General features: G+C 74.5%; 14 protein-coding genes. 3 read left to right on the forward strand and 11 right to left on the reverse strand.

The window, feature by feature from the left end; translation table 11 throughout:
• Nucleotides 1-83: 83 nt before the first annotated feature.
• Complete coding sequence (locus tag LCD35_RS14775) at nucleotides 84-416, reverse strand: glyoxalase superfamily protein (protein ID WP_224958202.1); 333 nt, start codon at nucleotides 414-416, stop codon at nucleotides 84-86.
• A gap of 113 nt (nucleotides 417-529) precedes the next feature.
• Complete coding sequence (locus LCD35_RS14780; RefSeq protein ID WP_224977895.1) at nucleotides 530-1834, reverse strand: GNAT family N-acetyltransferase; 1305 nt, start codon at nucleotides 1832-1834, stop codon at nucleotides 530-532.
• A gap of 106 nt (nucleotides 1835-1940) precedes the next feature.
• On the opposite strand from LCD35_RS14780, the gene LCD35_RS14785 reads away from it, so the two are divergent.
• Nucleotides 1941-2954 (forward strand): helix-turn-helix domain-containing protein, encoded by a 1014-nt coding sequence (locus LCD35_RS14785; RefSeq protein WP_224967232.1) that lies wholly within the window; start codon nucleotides 1941-1943, stop codon nucleotides 2952-2954.
• Between the two features lie 19 nt (nucleotides 2955-2973).
• On the opposite strand, the gene LCD35_RS14790 is transcribed toward LCD35_RS14785, so the two are convergent.
• A complete protein-coding gene (locus LCD35_RS14790; protein WP_224967233.1) occupies nucleotides 2974-3807 on the reverse strand; it encodes an alpha/beta fold hydrolase in 834 nt (277 codons plus the stop codon).
• Nucleotides 3808-4057: 250 nt separating this feature from the next.
• Nucleotides 4058-4255 (reverse strand): hypothetical protein, encoded by a 198-nt coding sequence (locus tag LCD35_RS14795; RefSeq protein ID WP_224958195.1) that lies wholly within the window; start codon nucleotides 4253-4255, stop codon nucleotides 4058-4060.
• Nucleotides 4256-4465: 210 nt separating this feature from the next.
• On the opposite strand from LCD35_RS14795, the gene LCD35_RS14800 reads away from it, so the two are divergent.
• Nucleotides 4466-5320, forward strand: a complete 855-nt coding sequence (locus LCD35_RS14800) for an NAD(P)-dependent oxidoreductase (RefSeq protein ID WP_224958194.1) — start codon at nucleotides 4466-4468, stop codon at nucleotides 5318-5320.
• 67 nt (nucleotides 5321-5387) lie between these two features.
• On the opposite strand, the gene LCD35_RS14805 is transcribed toward LCD35_RS14800, so the two are convergent.
• The 6 genes from LCD35_RS14805 to LCD35_RS14830 are packed head-to-tail and all read right to left on the reverse strand — an operon-like array spanning nucleotide 5388 to nucleotide 11503.
• A complete protein-coding gene (locus LCD35_RS14805; protein WP_224958193.1) occupies nucleotides 5388-6029 on the reverse strand; it encodes a class II aldolase/adducin family protein in 642 nt (213 codons plus the stop codon).
• The gene (locus tag LCD35_RS14810) at nucleotides 6023-6502 is read right to left on the reverse strand and encodes a ribose-5-phosphate isomerase (RefSeq protein ID WP_224958192.1); all 480 of its coding nucleotides are present in this window, start codon (nucleotides 6500-6502) and stop codon (nucleotides 6023-6025) included. The genes LCD35_RS14805 and LCD35_RS14810 overlap by 7 nt, the downstream gene beginning before the upstream one ends.
• 2 nt (nucleotides 6503-6504) lie before the next feature.
• The gene (locus LCD35_RS14815; RefSeq protein ID WP_224967235.1) at nucleotides 6505-8259 is read right to left on the reverse strand and encodes a dihydroxyacetone kinase family protein; all 1755 of its coding nucleotides are present in this window, start codon (nucleotides 8257-8259) and stop codon (nucleotides 6505-6507) included.
• Complete coding sequence (locus LCD35_RS14820) at nucleotides 8256-9722, reverse strand: FGGY-family carbohydrate kinase (protein WP_224958190.1); 1467 nt, start codon at nucleotides 9720-9722, stop codon at nucleotides 8256-8258. The genes LCD35_RS14815 and LCD35_RS14820 overlap by 4 nt, the downstream gene beginning before the upstream one ends.
• Nucleotides 9719-10777 carry an NAD(P)-dependent oxidoreductase gene (locus LCD35_RS14825; RefSeq protein WP_225044341.1) on the reverse strand — a complete coding sequence of 353 codons (1059 nt, stop codon included), beginning with the start codon at nucleotides 10775-10777 and terminating at the stop codon, nucleotides 9719-9721. The genes LCD35_RS14820 and LCD35_RS14825 overlap by 4 nt, the downstream gene beginning before the upstream one ends.
• Before the next feature lie 27 nt (nucleotides 10778-10804).
• Nucleotides 10805-11503 carry an HAD family phosphatase gene (locus LCD35_RS14830; RefSeq protein ID WP_224958188.1) on the reverse strand — a complete coding sequence of 233 codons (699 nt, stop codon included), beginning with the start codon at nucleotides 11501-11503 and terminating at the stop codon, nucleotides 10805-10807.
• Nucleotides 11504-11643: 140 nt separating this feature from the next.
• Here LCD35_RS14830 and LCD35_RS14835 point away from each other — a divergent pair, with 140 nt between their 5' ends.
• A complete protein-coding gene (locus tag LCD35_RS14835) occupies nucleotides 11644-12432 on the forward strand; it encodes a DeoR/GlpR family DNA-binding transcription regulator (protein ID WP_224958185.1) in 789 nt (262 codons plus the stop codon).
• Nucleotides 12433-12507: 75 nt separating this feature from the next.
• Here LCD35_RS14835 and LCD35_RS14840 read toward each other — a convergent pair whose 3' ends face one another.
• Nucleotides 12508-14553, reverse strand: a complete 2046-nt coding sequence (locus tag LCD35_RS14840; protein ID WP_225044342.1) for a glycoside hydrolase family 43 protein — start codon at nucleotides 14551-14553, stop codon at nucleotides 12508-12510.
• Between the last annotated feature and the right edge of the window lie 91 nt (nucleotides 14554-14644).

The raw sequence follows: 14644 nt of genomic DNA on the forward strand, positions 1-14644 counted from the left end.
GGTCCCGAGGAGCACTGCGCCGATCCCGAGGAGCACTGCGCCGGTCCCGAGCACTGCGGCGCCGCGAGACCGGCCGCTGAGCGCTACGCCAGCGGAGTCCCGATGCGCAGCCGGTTGCCGTCCGGGTCGCGCAGTTCGACCTCCCGCGCCCACGGCGTCGTCTCCGGCCGCATGCCGAACTCGGCGGCGATCGCGTCCACGTCCTCCATCCGCAGGTAGATGAGCGAGCCGGGGCGGGCGTCGGCCTCGTGCTCGGACAGGAACAGGCGCACCTGCCCGCGCACCACCTCCACGAACGCGGGCAGGTGCGGCTCGAACCGGTGCTCCCACTGCGGGGTGAAACCCAGCAGGCGGTACCACTTCACGGCCACGTCGGCGGCCTCCACGCGCAGCACCGGGATGACGTCCTCGTCCATCGCCCCAGCATCGCACCGCTCCGGCCGGGCCGCGGTGGTCGCGGACGGCGGCGGACCGGCGGACGCGGGAGGCCGGTGGTCGCGGGGCGGGCGGAGCGGTTCCGCCCCGGCCACTACGCGGCGGCGGTCCGGCCGGCGGCAGGCCGGAGGGTGCGGGACCAGCTCCACTCCCCCGGTTCGGGGACGCCCACCAGCTTGAGGCCCGCCGCGCGCAGGGTGCGGGCGATCGCGGTGTCGTCCACGCGGGTGTGCGCCCACACCGCGGTCGTCCCGTCGGCCTCGGCCTGCGCGACGAGTTCCGCGGCGAGCCGGGTGCCGATGCCGCCGCGCTGCCGGTCGTCGCGCACCAGCAGCGCGAGCTCCGCGGTCGTGCCGTCGCGCATCAGGTTCCCCATCGCCACGACCTGCCCGTCGGCGTCCAGCACCAGCAGCGAGCGGCCCAGCGCCGGGGTCAGCAACCGCAGCAGGCCGCGTTCCCCACCGGCCGGGCCGGGGCTGGAGTAGCGGCGGTAGCGGGTGGCCGCCGAGCAGCGGGCGTGGAACTCGGCGACGAGCTCCAGGTCGGCGCGGTCGGCGGCGCGCAGGGTCAGCGCCTCCCCTCCGGTGGTGACGAGCTCCCGCACGTCGGGGCGCAGCCGCTCCCGGCAGGTCGCAGCCAGGTCCACCATCGCCCGCGCCCGCGCGAACTCGGCCGGGGTGAACGCCGCGCCCGCCCGTTCCAGCACCAGCGCGCCACCACCGGGGGCGGTCAGCCGCAGCCACCGGCCGTCGGCGCCATCGGGTCCGGTCGCGTCCTCCTGCCAGCGCACCTCGACCGGGCCGAGGGTGCCGCGCAGCGCCCGCACCAGGTCGCCGCGCCCGCGCACCAGGTCGGCGGCGAGGTGCAGCGTCCGGGTCGGCACGTCGTCGAGCTCCCGCACGTCCGCGGGGCGAGCGGTGACCTCGCGCCCGCCCGCGTCGACCACGGCCCGCACCAGGTCCGTTTCCCTCGCGGAGGTGGGGACGTGCACCAGCACCTCGTCCACCGCGCCGCCGGCGACCGGGTGCACGTGCACGGTGCGGATGTCGCCGCCGAGACCGGCGAGCCCGGCGGCGATCCCGGCGAGGCGGCCCGGGTCGTCGGTCACCGAGGCGCGCAGCCGCCACAGCGCGCGGGGTTCGGCGAGCTCACCGAGGTCCGGTTCCGCCACGACCTCCGCGGCGGGGGCCGGGCGCCGCACCCGGGCGCACCGCACCGCGGCACCCGCCGCGAGCAGCGCGCCGAACGCGAGGAGCAGCACCGACGCCGTGGTCGGCGCCCCGGTGGCGAGCAGGTGGGCGGTGCCCGCCGCCGCGCACAGCAGGGCGAGCTCGACGACGTCGCGCGTCCAGCCGCCCCGGGTCGGGGCCGCTGCCGGAGTTCCGCGGTGCTGGGTCATGCCCCGACCCTGCCCGCGAGATGTTTCCCCCGGCCCGCGGCGGCGTGACGACGCCGTTAACCCGAACAGCCCTGGCGGGAACCCGGCACGTCGATAAGGTCACGCCATGACGACTGGGAGCGCGTCCGCGCACCGGGTTGCCGTGCTGCCGACCACCGGCACCGCGCCCTTCGAGCTGGGCGTGATCTCGGCGGTGTTCGGGCACTACCTGCCGGACCTGATCCCCCGCCACTACGACCTCGCGGTGTGCGCGGAGGGGTCCGCCGCCGTGCCGCTCGCGGGCGGGGCGGTGATGAGCACCCCGCACGGGCTCGCCGAACTCGCCACCGCGGACACGGTGATCGTCACCAGCCGGGCCGACCCGCACGAGCCGCCGTCCGCGGAGCTCGTCGCGGCGCTGCGCGAAGCCGGGGCGCGCGGCGCGCGGCTGGTGTCCACCTGCACCGGCGCGTTCGCCCTCGCCGCCGCCGGGGTGCTCGACGAGCGCCGGGCCACCACGCACTGGCGCTACGCCGACCTGCTGCGCACCCGGTACTCGCGGGTCGAGGTCGACCCGGCGCCGCTGTACATCGACGAAGGCGACGTGCTGACCGGCGCGGGCAGCGCGGCGAGCCTGGACCTGTGCCTGCACCTGGTGCGCAAGGACCTCGGTCCGGCGCTGGCGAACACGGTGGCGCGCCGGCTGGTGATCCCGCCGCACCGCGAAGGCGGGCAGGCCCAGTACGTGGAGACGCCGGTCGCCGGATCGTCCGAGGACGACGGGGTGGCGCGCAGCATGGAGTGGGCGCTGGCGCACCTCGCCGAACCGCTGACCGTCGAGGTGCTGGCCGGTGCCGCGCACATGTCCGAGCGCAGCTACCTGCGCCACTTCGCCCGCGCGACGGGAAGTTCGCCGATGCGCTGGCTGGCGGCGCAGCGGATCGGGGCGAGCCTGGCGCTGCTGGAGAAGACGAAGGACCCGGTGGACGAGGTCGCCGAGGCGGTCGGGTTCGAGTCGGTCGTGACCTACCGGTACCACTTCAGCCGCATCATGCGGACCTCGCCGACGGCCTACCGCAGGTTGTTCCACCGCGCGCCCGCCGCGGCTCCGGCCGGCGCGCTCGCGCCCCGGACCGGATAGGCCCGGGACGCGCCCGCGATCAGTCCGCCTGCTGCAGGAAGGCGAACAGCGCCGCGGCGAGTTCCGCCGGGGCGTCCTCCTGCACCAGGTGGCCGGCGCCGGGGATCAGCCGCAGCTCCGAGCCGGGGATCAGGCCGGCGAGCTCGTGCGCCTTGCCCACCGGGATCCAGGTGTCCTCGGCGCCCCAGCACACCAGCGTCGGCATCCGCAGCCGGTCGTAGCAACCCTGCACCTCGTCGGTGAAGCGCTGGTCGGCCTGCGCGATCTGCCGGTAGAACGCGGGCTGCCCGTGCTCGCCGAGCCACGGTTCGGCGAGCGCGTCCACCAGCGGGTCGTCCAGCCCGCGGTGGCCGGCGGAGCGGATGTACTCGCGCACCAGCGCCCGGTGCATCGCGGGCGGCAGCTGCTCGAAGACCGGGACGTTCTCCCCGACCAGCCGGAAGAACGGCGACCCCCACGGGGCCAGCGCGACCGGGTCGACGACGGCGAGCCGCTCGTACTCGGCGCCGTGCAGCAGGTGCGCGCGCAGCGCGACGGCGCCGCCGAAGTCGTGCGCGACGACCGCGGGCCGCTCCAGCCCCCAGTGCTCCAGCAGTTCCGCGAAGACCCGGCCCTGCGCGGCGAGCGACACGTCCTGCCCGTCGCACTTCTCCGACGTCCCGTACCCCGGCATGTCCCAGACGTGCACCCGGTAGTGGGGGGGGGGCGCTCTGGCGACGCCCCGCCAGACGAAGGAGGAGAAGGGCGTGCCGTGCAGCAGCACGACCGGTTCCGCCCCCTCCTCGCCCAGCACGTCCCAGCGGACGTCACCGGCGCTGCTGCGGTGGACTCGACCGAGTTCCCACTCCTGCACGGAGGCTCCCTCTCGATTCGTCTTGATCGACTCAGCTTCGATCGGAGGGCCGCGCGCGAGCGGGAACCCCGGATCACGGCAGCGCCATCGCCGCGGTGCGCGTCGCCCCGTCGCCGGGGTCGATCAGCAGCAGCGACCCGGTCGCCCGCGAAGCCGCGTAGGCCGTCGACGGGCACGGGTTCCGCGGTGCGCAGCACGATCCCGCCGATGTCGTTCATCTCCACGCGGACCATTCCGCGAGCCGTCCGGATCAGCGGGCCATGCTCAGCCCGCCACCGACCGGGCGGCGCACCCGGGGGCGGACGACGAGGCGCGGACGGCGGTCGCGCACCACCAGCGGCGCGGGCTGCGGCGCCGGGGTCGCGCCGTGCTCGATGGCGTGCGCGGCGTCGACACCGCAGGCGACGTCGCGGGCGATGTTGCAGCAGGCGAGGAGGAAAGCGCGCATGACGGGCTCCTTGTCGAGTCCTGATCGGTGGGTTGCCACCAGCATGCTGCGCGGCACCCGCCGGTTCGAGTGGCGGTAGCGCCACATCTCGACAAGATTCCGCCACAGGCCGTGCCGCCCGCGCGGACGGCGGCGGCATCGGCGGGCAGAATCGGCGCCGGGCGGGCTCGACCGCCCCTCCGACGATCCGCGACATGTTGGGATGCAGCGATGACGACCGTGGCCTTCCTCGGAACCGGCACGATGGGCGCACCGATGGCGCGCAACCTGCTCGCGCACGGCTTCGCGGTGCGCGCGTGGAACCGCACCCGCGCCCGCGCGGACGAGCTCGCCGCCGAGGGCGCCACCGTCACCGACACCCCCGCCGAAGCGGCCGACGGCGCGGACCTGCTGGTGACGATGCTGCTGGACGCGGACGCCACCGTGGAGGCGGGCGGTGCCGCCGCGGCCGCGCTCCCGGCCGGGACGCCGTGGGTGCAGATGGCCACGATCGGCCTGGAGGGGCTGGCGAAGGTCGCCGCCGTCGCGGGCGGCACGACGCTCGTGGACGCGCCGGTGCTCGGCACCCGCGCCCCCGCCGAGCAGGGCACGCTGACCGTGCTCGCCGCGGCCCCCGAAGAGGTGCGGGACCGGGTGCGGCCGGTGTTCGACGCGGTCGGCGGACGCACCCTGTGGCTGGGCACCGACGCGGTGCGCGGCGACGGGACGCGGGTGAAGCTCGCGGCCAACAACTGGGTGCTGTCGCTGACGAACGCGGTCGGCGAGTCGATCGCGCTCGCCGAGGCGCTGGGCGTGGACCCGCACCGGTTCCTGGAGGCCATCGAGGGCGGCGCGGTCGATTCGCCCTACGCGCACCTGAAGGGTTCCGCCATCCTCGACGGTGATTTCACCCCGGCGTTCACAGTGGACGGTGCCCGCAAGGACGCCGGGCTGATCGCCGAAGCCGCGGGCGAACTCCGCCTGGACGTCGCCGAAGCGGTCCGCGCCCGCTTCACCCGCGCCGCCGAGGCCGGGCACGGTTCCCAGGACATGGCCGCCGCCTACTACGCGTCCTTCCGCGGCTGACGGCCGAACGGCCCGCTCGCCCGGGAACCGGGTCGAACGGGCCGTTCGTCGTGCGGGAGAACGGGTTTCAGCGCCTCGCGACGTGCCCGAACTGGGCCGCGCAGCGATCCAGCTCCTCGTCGTCCAGCAACCGCGGCCGCCCGGCCTGCTGCGCGGTGAGCCACAACCGGCACAGCCACTCCAGCTGCCGGGCCCGGTTGTAGGCAGCAGCCGGCGTCGAGCCGATCGCGACCGTCCCGTGGTTGCGCAGCACGCACGCCCCGCGCCCTTCCAGCGCGGCCGACATGTTCGCGGCCAGCCGGTCGGTGCCGAACGTCGCGTACTCGGCGACGCGCACCGCCCCGCCCATCTCGGCGAGCTGGTAGTGCACCGCGGGCACGTCGTCGCGCAGCAGCGACAACGCGGTGGCGTGCAACGAGTGCGTGTGCACCACCGCGTCGGCGCCGTGATCGGCGTAGGCGGTCAGGTGCATGGGCAGCTCGGAGCTCGGAGCCCGTTCGCCGTCCACGACCGCACCGTCCAGCCGCACCACCGGGACGTCGGCGACGGTCAGCACGTCGTAGTCCACTCCGGACGGTGTCACCGCGACCAGCTCACCGCTGCGCAGCGACACGTTGCCCGAGGTACCCACGACCAGACCGTCGTCGACCATCTTCCGCGCGATGCGGATGACCTCCGCGCGCTCCGCTTCGAGGACAGGGCTCAACACGCCGTCCCGGACTCGTACTCCCCGATGGCGGCGACCTTCTTCGCCGACGCCGAGGTCTCGTCGAAGCGCAGGTCGAGCCACTGCCCGGCCAGCAGCCGCGCCAGCTCCAGCCCGACGACGCGCTGCCCGAAGCACAGCACCTGCGCGTCGTTGCTCAGCACCGACCGCTGCACCGAGTAGCTGTCATGCGCGGTCACCGCCCGCACGCCCGGCACCTTGTTCGCACTGATCGCCACGCCGAGCCCGGTGCCGCACACCAGCAGCGCCCGGTCCGCCTCGCCCGCGGCGACCTTGCGGGCCGCGTTCACCGCCACGTGCGGGTAGTCGGTGTGCTCGTCGGACCCGACCCCGACGTCGACCACGGAGGCGACCCGCGGGTCCTGCTCCAGGTCGGCCTTGAGCACGTCCTTGTAGTCCAGCCCTGCGTCGTCGGAACCGACGACGATGCGCCAGCCGGTCGCGTTCTCGGTCATCGTCACTTCACCTCTGTCGCGTCGAGTTCCACTTCACGTCCACTGAGGACTTCCAGCGCCCTGTTCAGCGCCATCGCCAGCGAGGTCGCCCCCGGGTCGGGGGTGCCGACGCTGCGCTCGGCCAGCGGGCGCGCCCGCCCGGTCCGCGGGGTCAGCTCGGCGGTGCGCGCGGCGGCGGCCGTGGCCTCCCGGGCCGCGCGGCCCACCGCGTCGGCGGGGCCGGCACCGTCGCCGACCGCCGCCGCGAATTCGTCGACGAACGGGATCAGCGCGTCCACCAGCGTCTTGTCGCCCGCTTCGGCGCGGCCCAAGCGCTGCACCGAGTCGAGGGCGGCGCGGGCACCCGCCAGCAGGTCCTCCGCGGTGGGCTCCCGGTCGTCGGGCAGCAGGTCACCGAAGGAGCGCAGGCCCGCGCCCCACAGCGCGCCGGAGGTGCCCCCGGCCTTCGCCGCCCACTCGTCCCCGGCGGCGACCAGCACCGCGGCCGGTCCGGCGCCGTCGGCGGCGACCCGTTCCGCCGCCTCGATCGCGGCCCCGCTGCCCCGGGACATGCCGCGGCCGTGGTCGCCGTCGCCGGCCACCGCGTCGAGCCTGCCCAGCTCGTCCTCGTGCTCGTGCAGCAGGTCGCTGATCGCGCGCAGCCCCCGCACCACGAGCGCCGCGGTGTCCTGCCCGGCCTGCGGGGCGACCGCGGTCGCCGCTTCGACGACCTCGGTCGCCTCGGCCACGACGTCGTCGTCCACATCGGACTCGACGATGCTTCCCTTGCGGTAGGCGGGGGAATCGGCCGGGGCGTGCCAGAGCCGCTCCAGCTCCGGGTCCAGCCAGGTCAGGGTGAGCGAGCACCCGGCCATGTCGAGGCTGGTGACCAGTTCACCGACCTCCGGCTCCACGACCTCCACGCCAGCCTCGGCCAGCAGCCGGGACGCGGTCTTCCACACCACGAACAGCTCTTCGTACTTGGTGGCGCCGAGCCCGTTGAGGATCGCCGCGACCCGCGGCTTCTCCCCGGTCGACTCGGGAGCTTCGGCGAGCACGCCCTCGACGAGCTCGCGCGCCAGCTCCGACGCCGAGGGCATGTCCACTTCGGACACACCCGGTTCGCCGTGGATGCCCAGCCCCAGGCCCATCCGGCCCGCGGGCACCTCGAACAGCGGCTGTCCGCTGCCCGGCAGTGTGCAGCCCGCGAAGGCCACCCCGAGGCTGCGGGTGCGGGCGTTGGCGTGCTCGGCGACCCGCACCACCTCGTCGAACGAGTAGCCCTCCTCCGCGGCGGCCGAGGCGACCTTGAACACCACGAAGTCGCCCACCACCCCGCGCCGCTTTCCCGCCTCGTCGGCCGGGGCGCTGGCCACGTCATCGGTGACCACCACGTTGTGCGCCGAGATCCCCTCCCGCCGCAGCCGCTCCACGGCCAGGCCGAAGTTCATGTTGTCCCCGGCGTAGTTGCCGAACGAGAACACCACACCGGCACCGGTGTCGGCGGCCTTCGCCACCGAGTAGGCGTCCTCGGCGGACGGCGAGGTGAAGATGTTGCCCACCACCGCGCCGTCGGCGAAACCCGGCCCCACCACGCCGCAGAACGCCGGGTAATGCCCGGATCCGCCACCGGTGACCACCGCGACCTTGCCGCGGCGAGCCCGGCGCGCCCGCACCACCCCGCCGCGCACCTCGCGCACGTAACCGGGGTTCGCGGCGACGAACCCCGCCACCGCGTCCTCGGTGAACGTCGCCGGATCGTCGTACAGACGAGTCATCGGGTCACTCCTCCCCCCGACCGCCACACCGGCCGGGCCCGCTCTATCGATTCCAGGTATGCGCGATATCCGCGCTCGTAGAACTCCGCCACCGCCGGATCCGGCTCGACCACGTGCCGGGCGGTGGCCCACTCCTCGCGATCCACCGGTTCGCCCAGCGAATCCCACGCCGTCATCGCCGCGCCCCGCGCGCCGACGCCCTCCTCCTTCGGGACGTGCAGCGGCCTGCCGAGCACGCTCGCGAAGATCCGGCTCCAGGACGCCGACCGCGCCCCGCCGCCGCAGGCCGCGACCTCACCGGTCAGCCCGGCCGCCTCCAGGTTGTGCCGCGCCGCGTAGGCCACCGCCTCGCACAGCGCCCGCACCAGGTCCGCGGGCGAGGTGTCCAGCGACAGCCCGGTGAACTGGCCGCTGGCCCGCGGCTCCACGAACGGGGCCCGCTCGCCGGAGGACGACAGGAAGGACAGCGCGGCGACCCCACCGGCACCCGGCGGGCTCGCCGCCAGCAGGCCCTCCAGGTCGGCGACGCTCGCCCCGACCATCCGCAGCCCCCAGTCCAGGTTCGCGGTGCCCACCATCGCCGGCATCACCCGCAGCACCCGGTCCGGGCTGGGCGTGGCGAGCCACATGCCCGCGGCGTCCCCGGCCGGGTCGATCGTGACCTGGTCGCCCAGCACCTGGCAGCCCAGCGTCGTGCCGATCACCAGCGCCCCGTCGCCCAGGTCGCGCGTGCCGGACCCGAAGGCGCAGGCGGGCAGGTCGAACGGGCCCGCCGACACCGGCAGGCCCGCGGGCAGGCCGAGCTGCGCGGCGCTGCGCGCGTCCAGCGCGAACAGCTCACCCGGCGGCGCCGGTTCGGCCAGCAGCCCGCGGAACTCGGCGAGGCCGCACGCCCGCAGCGCCGCCGTGCTGTAGGTGCGGGTCGGCACGTCCAAGAACGGTTGCGAAGCGTCCGAGGCGTCCACCGTGATCCGCCCGGTGAGCCGTTGCACTATCGCGTCCACGCAGTAGCCGGCGACCTCCGCGCGGGCCAGCCGCTCCGGCTCGTGCTCGGCCACGTGCGCCAGCAGCGGCGCCGCCGAACCCGGGAACATGCCCGAACCGGTCAGGGCGTGCACCTCGCGCAGCACGCCCCGCGCTTCCCAGCGGTCCAGCACCGGCGCCGCCCGCGCGTCCAACCAGGACAGTCCCGGCCCGACCTGCCGCCCGGCCGCGTCGCGCAGCCACAACCCGTCGCCCTGCCCGGTGATCGCCAGCGCTTGCACCGGGACGTCCGCTTCGGCGGCGACCGAGCGCACCACGCTGATCACCGAATCCACGACCTCGTCGAGGTCCTGCTCCACCCGCCCGCCGGGCGAGCGGTGCAGGGTGCTGCGCGTGCTGCGGGTGACTCGCGCGGAGCCGTCCCGGCCCAGCAGCGACGCCTTCGTCACCGAGGTGCCGACATCGACTCCGACGATCATGGTCGCAGGTCCTCCAGCCGCCCCAGCACCTCCGGGTTCGCCACGTGCCGCGGCCGCCTGCCCGCGAGGTAGCGCGCCGCGTCGGCGGCCACGATCGCCGCCGCGCGGTCCGCGGTCTGCCGGGTCGCCCCGGCCAGGTGCGGCGTGGTGATCACGTTGGGGGCGTCGAACAGCGGCCAGTCGCGCGGCGGCGGCTCCACGTCGTAGACGTCCAGCGCCAGTCCGCCCAGGTGCCCCGAGCGCAGCATCTCCGGCAGCGGCGCGTAGTCCAGCAACCCGCCGCGCGCCGAGTTCACCAGCACCGCGCCCTTCGGCAGCAGCGCCAGGTTCTCCGCGTTGAGCAGGTGCTCGGTCTCCGGGGTGAGCCGGGCGTGCAGGCTCACCACCGAGCTGGCGCGCAGCAGCTCGTCGAGCTCGACGAGCCGCACGCCGTCCGCGGCCACCTGCTCCGGGTCCGCGAACGGATCGGCGACCAGCACCTCCGCGCCGAACGCGGACAGCACCCGCGCCACCCTGCGCCCGATCGCGCCGTAGCCGACCAGGCCCGCGGTCGCCCCCTCCAGTTCGAGCCCCGCGTTCTCGTGGGCGTAGTAGTCGCCGCGCCAGTGGCCGCCCTTCAGCTCGGCGTCCGAGTCGACGATGCGGCGCAGCGAAGCCAGGACCAGCCCGACGGCGAACTCGGCGGCGGCGGCCGCGTTGCGGGCCGGGGTGAAGCCGACGACCACCTCGGCCTCGGTCGCGGCGGCCAAGTCGACGTTCACCGGGCCGCCGCGGGCGACGCCGACGAACCGCAGGCCGGGGCTCTTCGCCAGCACGCCGGCCGTCACCGGCGCCATCTGGGTCAGCAGGACCTCGGCGCCGCCGAGGGCGTCGAGCAGCTGCTGCTCGGTCCCGCTGGCCTCCCGCACCCCGCCGACCGGGCCGAACGGTTCCACCGGCCAGCCGGTGGCCAGGGTCCGGAAGCTCAACTCGTGCCCGGGCGCCTGCTCGGTCAGCGCGTCGACGAACAGCTGCGGGCCGACGAAGCGGTCCCCCGCGGCCAGGACCTCGGTCATTGCTGCAGACTCCTTTGTCCGATGCGATCAGCCCGCTACGGGCGTCGTCAACGATTCGAGCAGCCGGACCCGCACCTCGTCGAGGTCCGATGCCACGAAGGACGCCGCGGCCAGCGCGTCCGCGGCCGGCGGGTAGTCGGGGCTGGGGATGGCCAGCACGGTCATCCCGGCGGCCGCCGCGGCGCGCAGGCCGTTGCTGGAGTCCTCCACCGCCAGGCAGGCCACCGGGTCGACCGCCAGCCCGCGCGCTGCCGCCAGGTACACGTCCGGGCCGGGCTTGCCGCGCGGCACCTCGGCGCTGGAGACGGTGGCGGAGAAGTGCTCGACGAGCGCGTGCCGGTCGAGCACGGCGTCGATGACCCGGCGCGGCGCGGAGGAGGCCAGCGCGATGGGGGCGCGGGCCGAGACCTCCAGCACCATCCGCTCGGCGCCGGGCAGCATCGCGACCTCGTCCGCGTCGAGGGCGGCGATCATGTCGTCGACGACGATCCGCTCGACCTCGGCGACCGGTTCCGGGCCGCCGGTGTGCGCGGCGAGGAACGCGGCCCACTCGGGGGCGCTCATGCCCTGCACCTGGGCGGTCTCCGCCGCGGTCCAGCCGCGGCCGCGGGCGGCCGCGAACCGCGCCCACATCCGCTCCCACAGGTGTTCGCTCTCGACCAGGACCCCGTCCATGTCGAACACGACGGCGCGGTGCACCCCCGGCGAACCGTCGGGCTGCGTCATCGGCCTACCTCCCACCCGCTCAACGTTGACGTTCAAATTAACAGTGAGATAGTTAAATGTCACCAGCGCGGTGATATGAAGTGCTCCGTTCCGGCCCCGCCGCGCTCGGGCGCGCACCTCCAGGAGGCAAGATGTCGGCCATGGCGTCCGCACCGAAGAAGCAGTCCCCCCGGCTCCTGCGCCAGCAGCGGATCATCGACCACGTCGTGCAGGGCGGCTTCGCCAGCGCAGCGGAACTCGCCACGCTCACCGGCGTCAGCCTCATGACGGTGCACCGCGACATCGACGACCTCGCCGGGCGCGGACTGCTGCGCAAGTTCCACGGCGGCGTCTCCGCACAACCGTCCACAGTGTTCGAGAGCAGCTCCGACTTCCGGCTGCACACCCACACCCGGGAGAAGGAGGCGCTGGCCGCCGCCGCGCTGCCGCTGATCAGCCCCGGCATGTCGGTGCTGCTCGACGACTCGACCACCGCGCTCGCCCTCGCCCGGCTGCTGCCCGACGTCGGACCGCTGACCGTGGTCAGCAACTACCGGCAGGTGCACGAGGTGCTGCGCGAGGCGCCGGACGTGCGGCTGATCAGCATCGGCGGCGAGTACTCCCGCACCCACGACTCCTACATCGGCCTGCCCTGCCAGGAGATGATCAGCGGGCTGTCGGTGGACCTGATGTTCCTGTCCACCTCGGCGATGAACGCGCAGATGACCTTCCACCAGGAGCAGGAGATCGTGCTGGTGAAGCGCGCGATGATCCGCTGCGCGACGACCCGGGTGCTCATGATGGACGCCAGCAAGGTCGGGCGCGCCGCGCTGCACCGGCTGGCCCCGGTCGCCGACTTCGACCACGCGCTGCTGGCCGGAGAGCTCGACGCCGCGCTCGTCGACTCCATGCGGGAGCACTCCGAGGTGCGGCTGGTCCCGGTCGGCTGACCACCCCGGCGGGCATCACACGCTCCCTGGTCGGTTTAACACCAGAGCTGATAACACCGGTGCTGCCGACCTGGGCTACACCGCGCCGCACTCCCCCGCCCGCGACCCGGCGACCGAGTTCGGCCGCCCCTCGTCCACCGGCGCCGACGCGTTCCCCCGGCACCGCACCCCGCCACCGAGCGACGGCCCCGCCACCACCGGCGCCGCGCCGTCGACCAGCACCACCGACGCGCCGGCCTCGGTCCCGTCCAGCCGCACCGGACCGGTCGCGCCGCGCACCCGCACCGAACCGCCGATCCGGCCGCCGGACACCCACACCGAACCCGGCGAGTCCGCCAGCACCGAACCCCCGACGGTCGAATCCAGCACCAGCAGCGAGGCCCCGGGCTCGACCCGCACCGAACCGCGCACCTCCGCGCCCCGCAGGCAGGTCACGCCCTCCGGCACCACCAGCTCGTCGTGCCGCCCCGTCACCGCGGAACCGCACGCCGCCACCGGCAGCACCACCTCCACCGGAGCACCGCCCTGGTGCACGTCCACCTGGCCCCCGCCGGAACGCGCCCGCTGGTAGGTCAGCCGCAGCGCCTCCACCCCGCGCGGCGTCCCGCGCAGCACCGCGCCGTCGGCGGCAGCCACCACCTCCAGCGCGCTGCCCGGATCCAGCCGCGGCAGCACCCGGTTCAGCGGATTCCCCAACGGCATCGGCGAACCCGACGCGGTGCCGACCCGCCAGCCGACCTCCCCCTCGCCGTCGCGCACCTCCACCACCGGCCGGTCCGCGCGCACCGCGTACGGCGCCACCCCGGACGGCACCGGCCGGTCCTCGGTGGTCCCGTCGATGCGCAGCTCGTCCCGGTCCGGGTCGATGCGCAGCCGCGAGGTGTAGAGCCTGCGGTCGACCTCCGCCGACGGCCGCCCGTGGTGCACGTAGTACAGCTCGGTCGAATCCGGCGACGCGATCACGCTGCCGTGCCCGGTCGAGTACAACCCCTGCCCCGCGTCCTGCGCGAGCACCGGGTTCGCCGGGCTCTTGCGCCACGGCCCCAGCGGATCGTCCGCCACCGCGTAACCGACCCCGTAGAACGAGTTCGCGAAGTTGTTCGCCGAGTACGTCAGGAAGTACCGCGCCCGACCGTCCCGGGCCGTCGCGCGCACCACCGTCGACCCCTCCGACCACCGCCGGTCCTTCTCCGCGCCACCGGTCTCCGCGTAGTCGTCTACGTGCGCGTTCTCCCACTGCTGCGGGTCGGAGGCGTAATCGATGATCGGGACGTAGCCGTCCTTGCGCACCCCCGGCGGATCGGCCGGATCCCGGTTGGCGTCGACGTGCTCCGGCGCGATCCGCGGCATCGTGGCTCCCGCCGGGTCGTCCCACCACTCCGAGGTCAGCTCCACCGCGAGGACGTTCGACTCCTCCACGTACTTGCCGAGGCCGTGGTCCCACACCCAGTTCCGGTAGGCGTTGCGGGAGAAGTACAGGACGATCCGCCCGTCGTCGAAGAACACGTTCGGATCGATGAACGGGATGTAGGTGCCCAGCGGCGCCGTCATCCCCTCCTCCAACGTCTCCGGCGGCTTCTTCTGCTCGGGGTCCATCAGCAGGTTCACGTCGTGGTAGTCCGGGTCGTACGGGTGGTAGTCGATCGGACCCGGTTCGATGTTGCGGAACGGCCCGGCGGGCGAATCCGACACCGCCACCCCGACCTTGCTCGGTTCCTCGAAGTCCGCGTACCCGAACTGCTCGGCGATCCCGTCCCGCAACCGCGCCGAGTAGAACAGGAAGTACCGGCCCGTCGCCGGGTTGTGGTAGACCTCCGGCGCCCAGAACCAGTCCCGGCCCCACTGCGTCCCGTCGCCCATGTCCAGCGCCCCGCCCGGAATCCGCTGCCACGTCACGAGATCCGGCGAGCGGTAGATCGCGAACGCGTACCCCGGGTCGGCGCCGTCGGTGGAGTAGGCGAAGTAGTCGCCGCTGCCCGGATCGCGCAGCACGAACGGATCGGCCGCAGGCAACGCCGCATCGTTGAAGTAGGTCGCGTCGCTCACCGGGCGCGGCTGGGCGACCGCGCCGTGCGCTGCCGACGCCAGCAGGATCGGCAACGCGAACAGGACCCCGCGCACTCGCGACCACCTGACCGACACTCGGTCCTCCTCGTCACGCACCGAACCCAGCCGGGCACCAGCGGTGACACTTCCCCTGATCAACACGAGT

The organism is Saccharopolyspora sp. 6V, from assembly GCF_020176785.1.
Taxonomy (GTDB): domain Bacteria; phylum Actinomycetota; class Actinomycetes; order Mycobacteriales; family Pseudonocardiaceae; genus Saccharopolyspora_C; species Saccharopolyspora_C gregorii.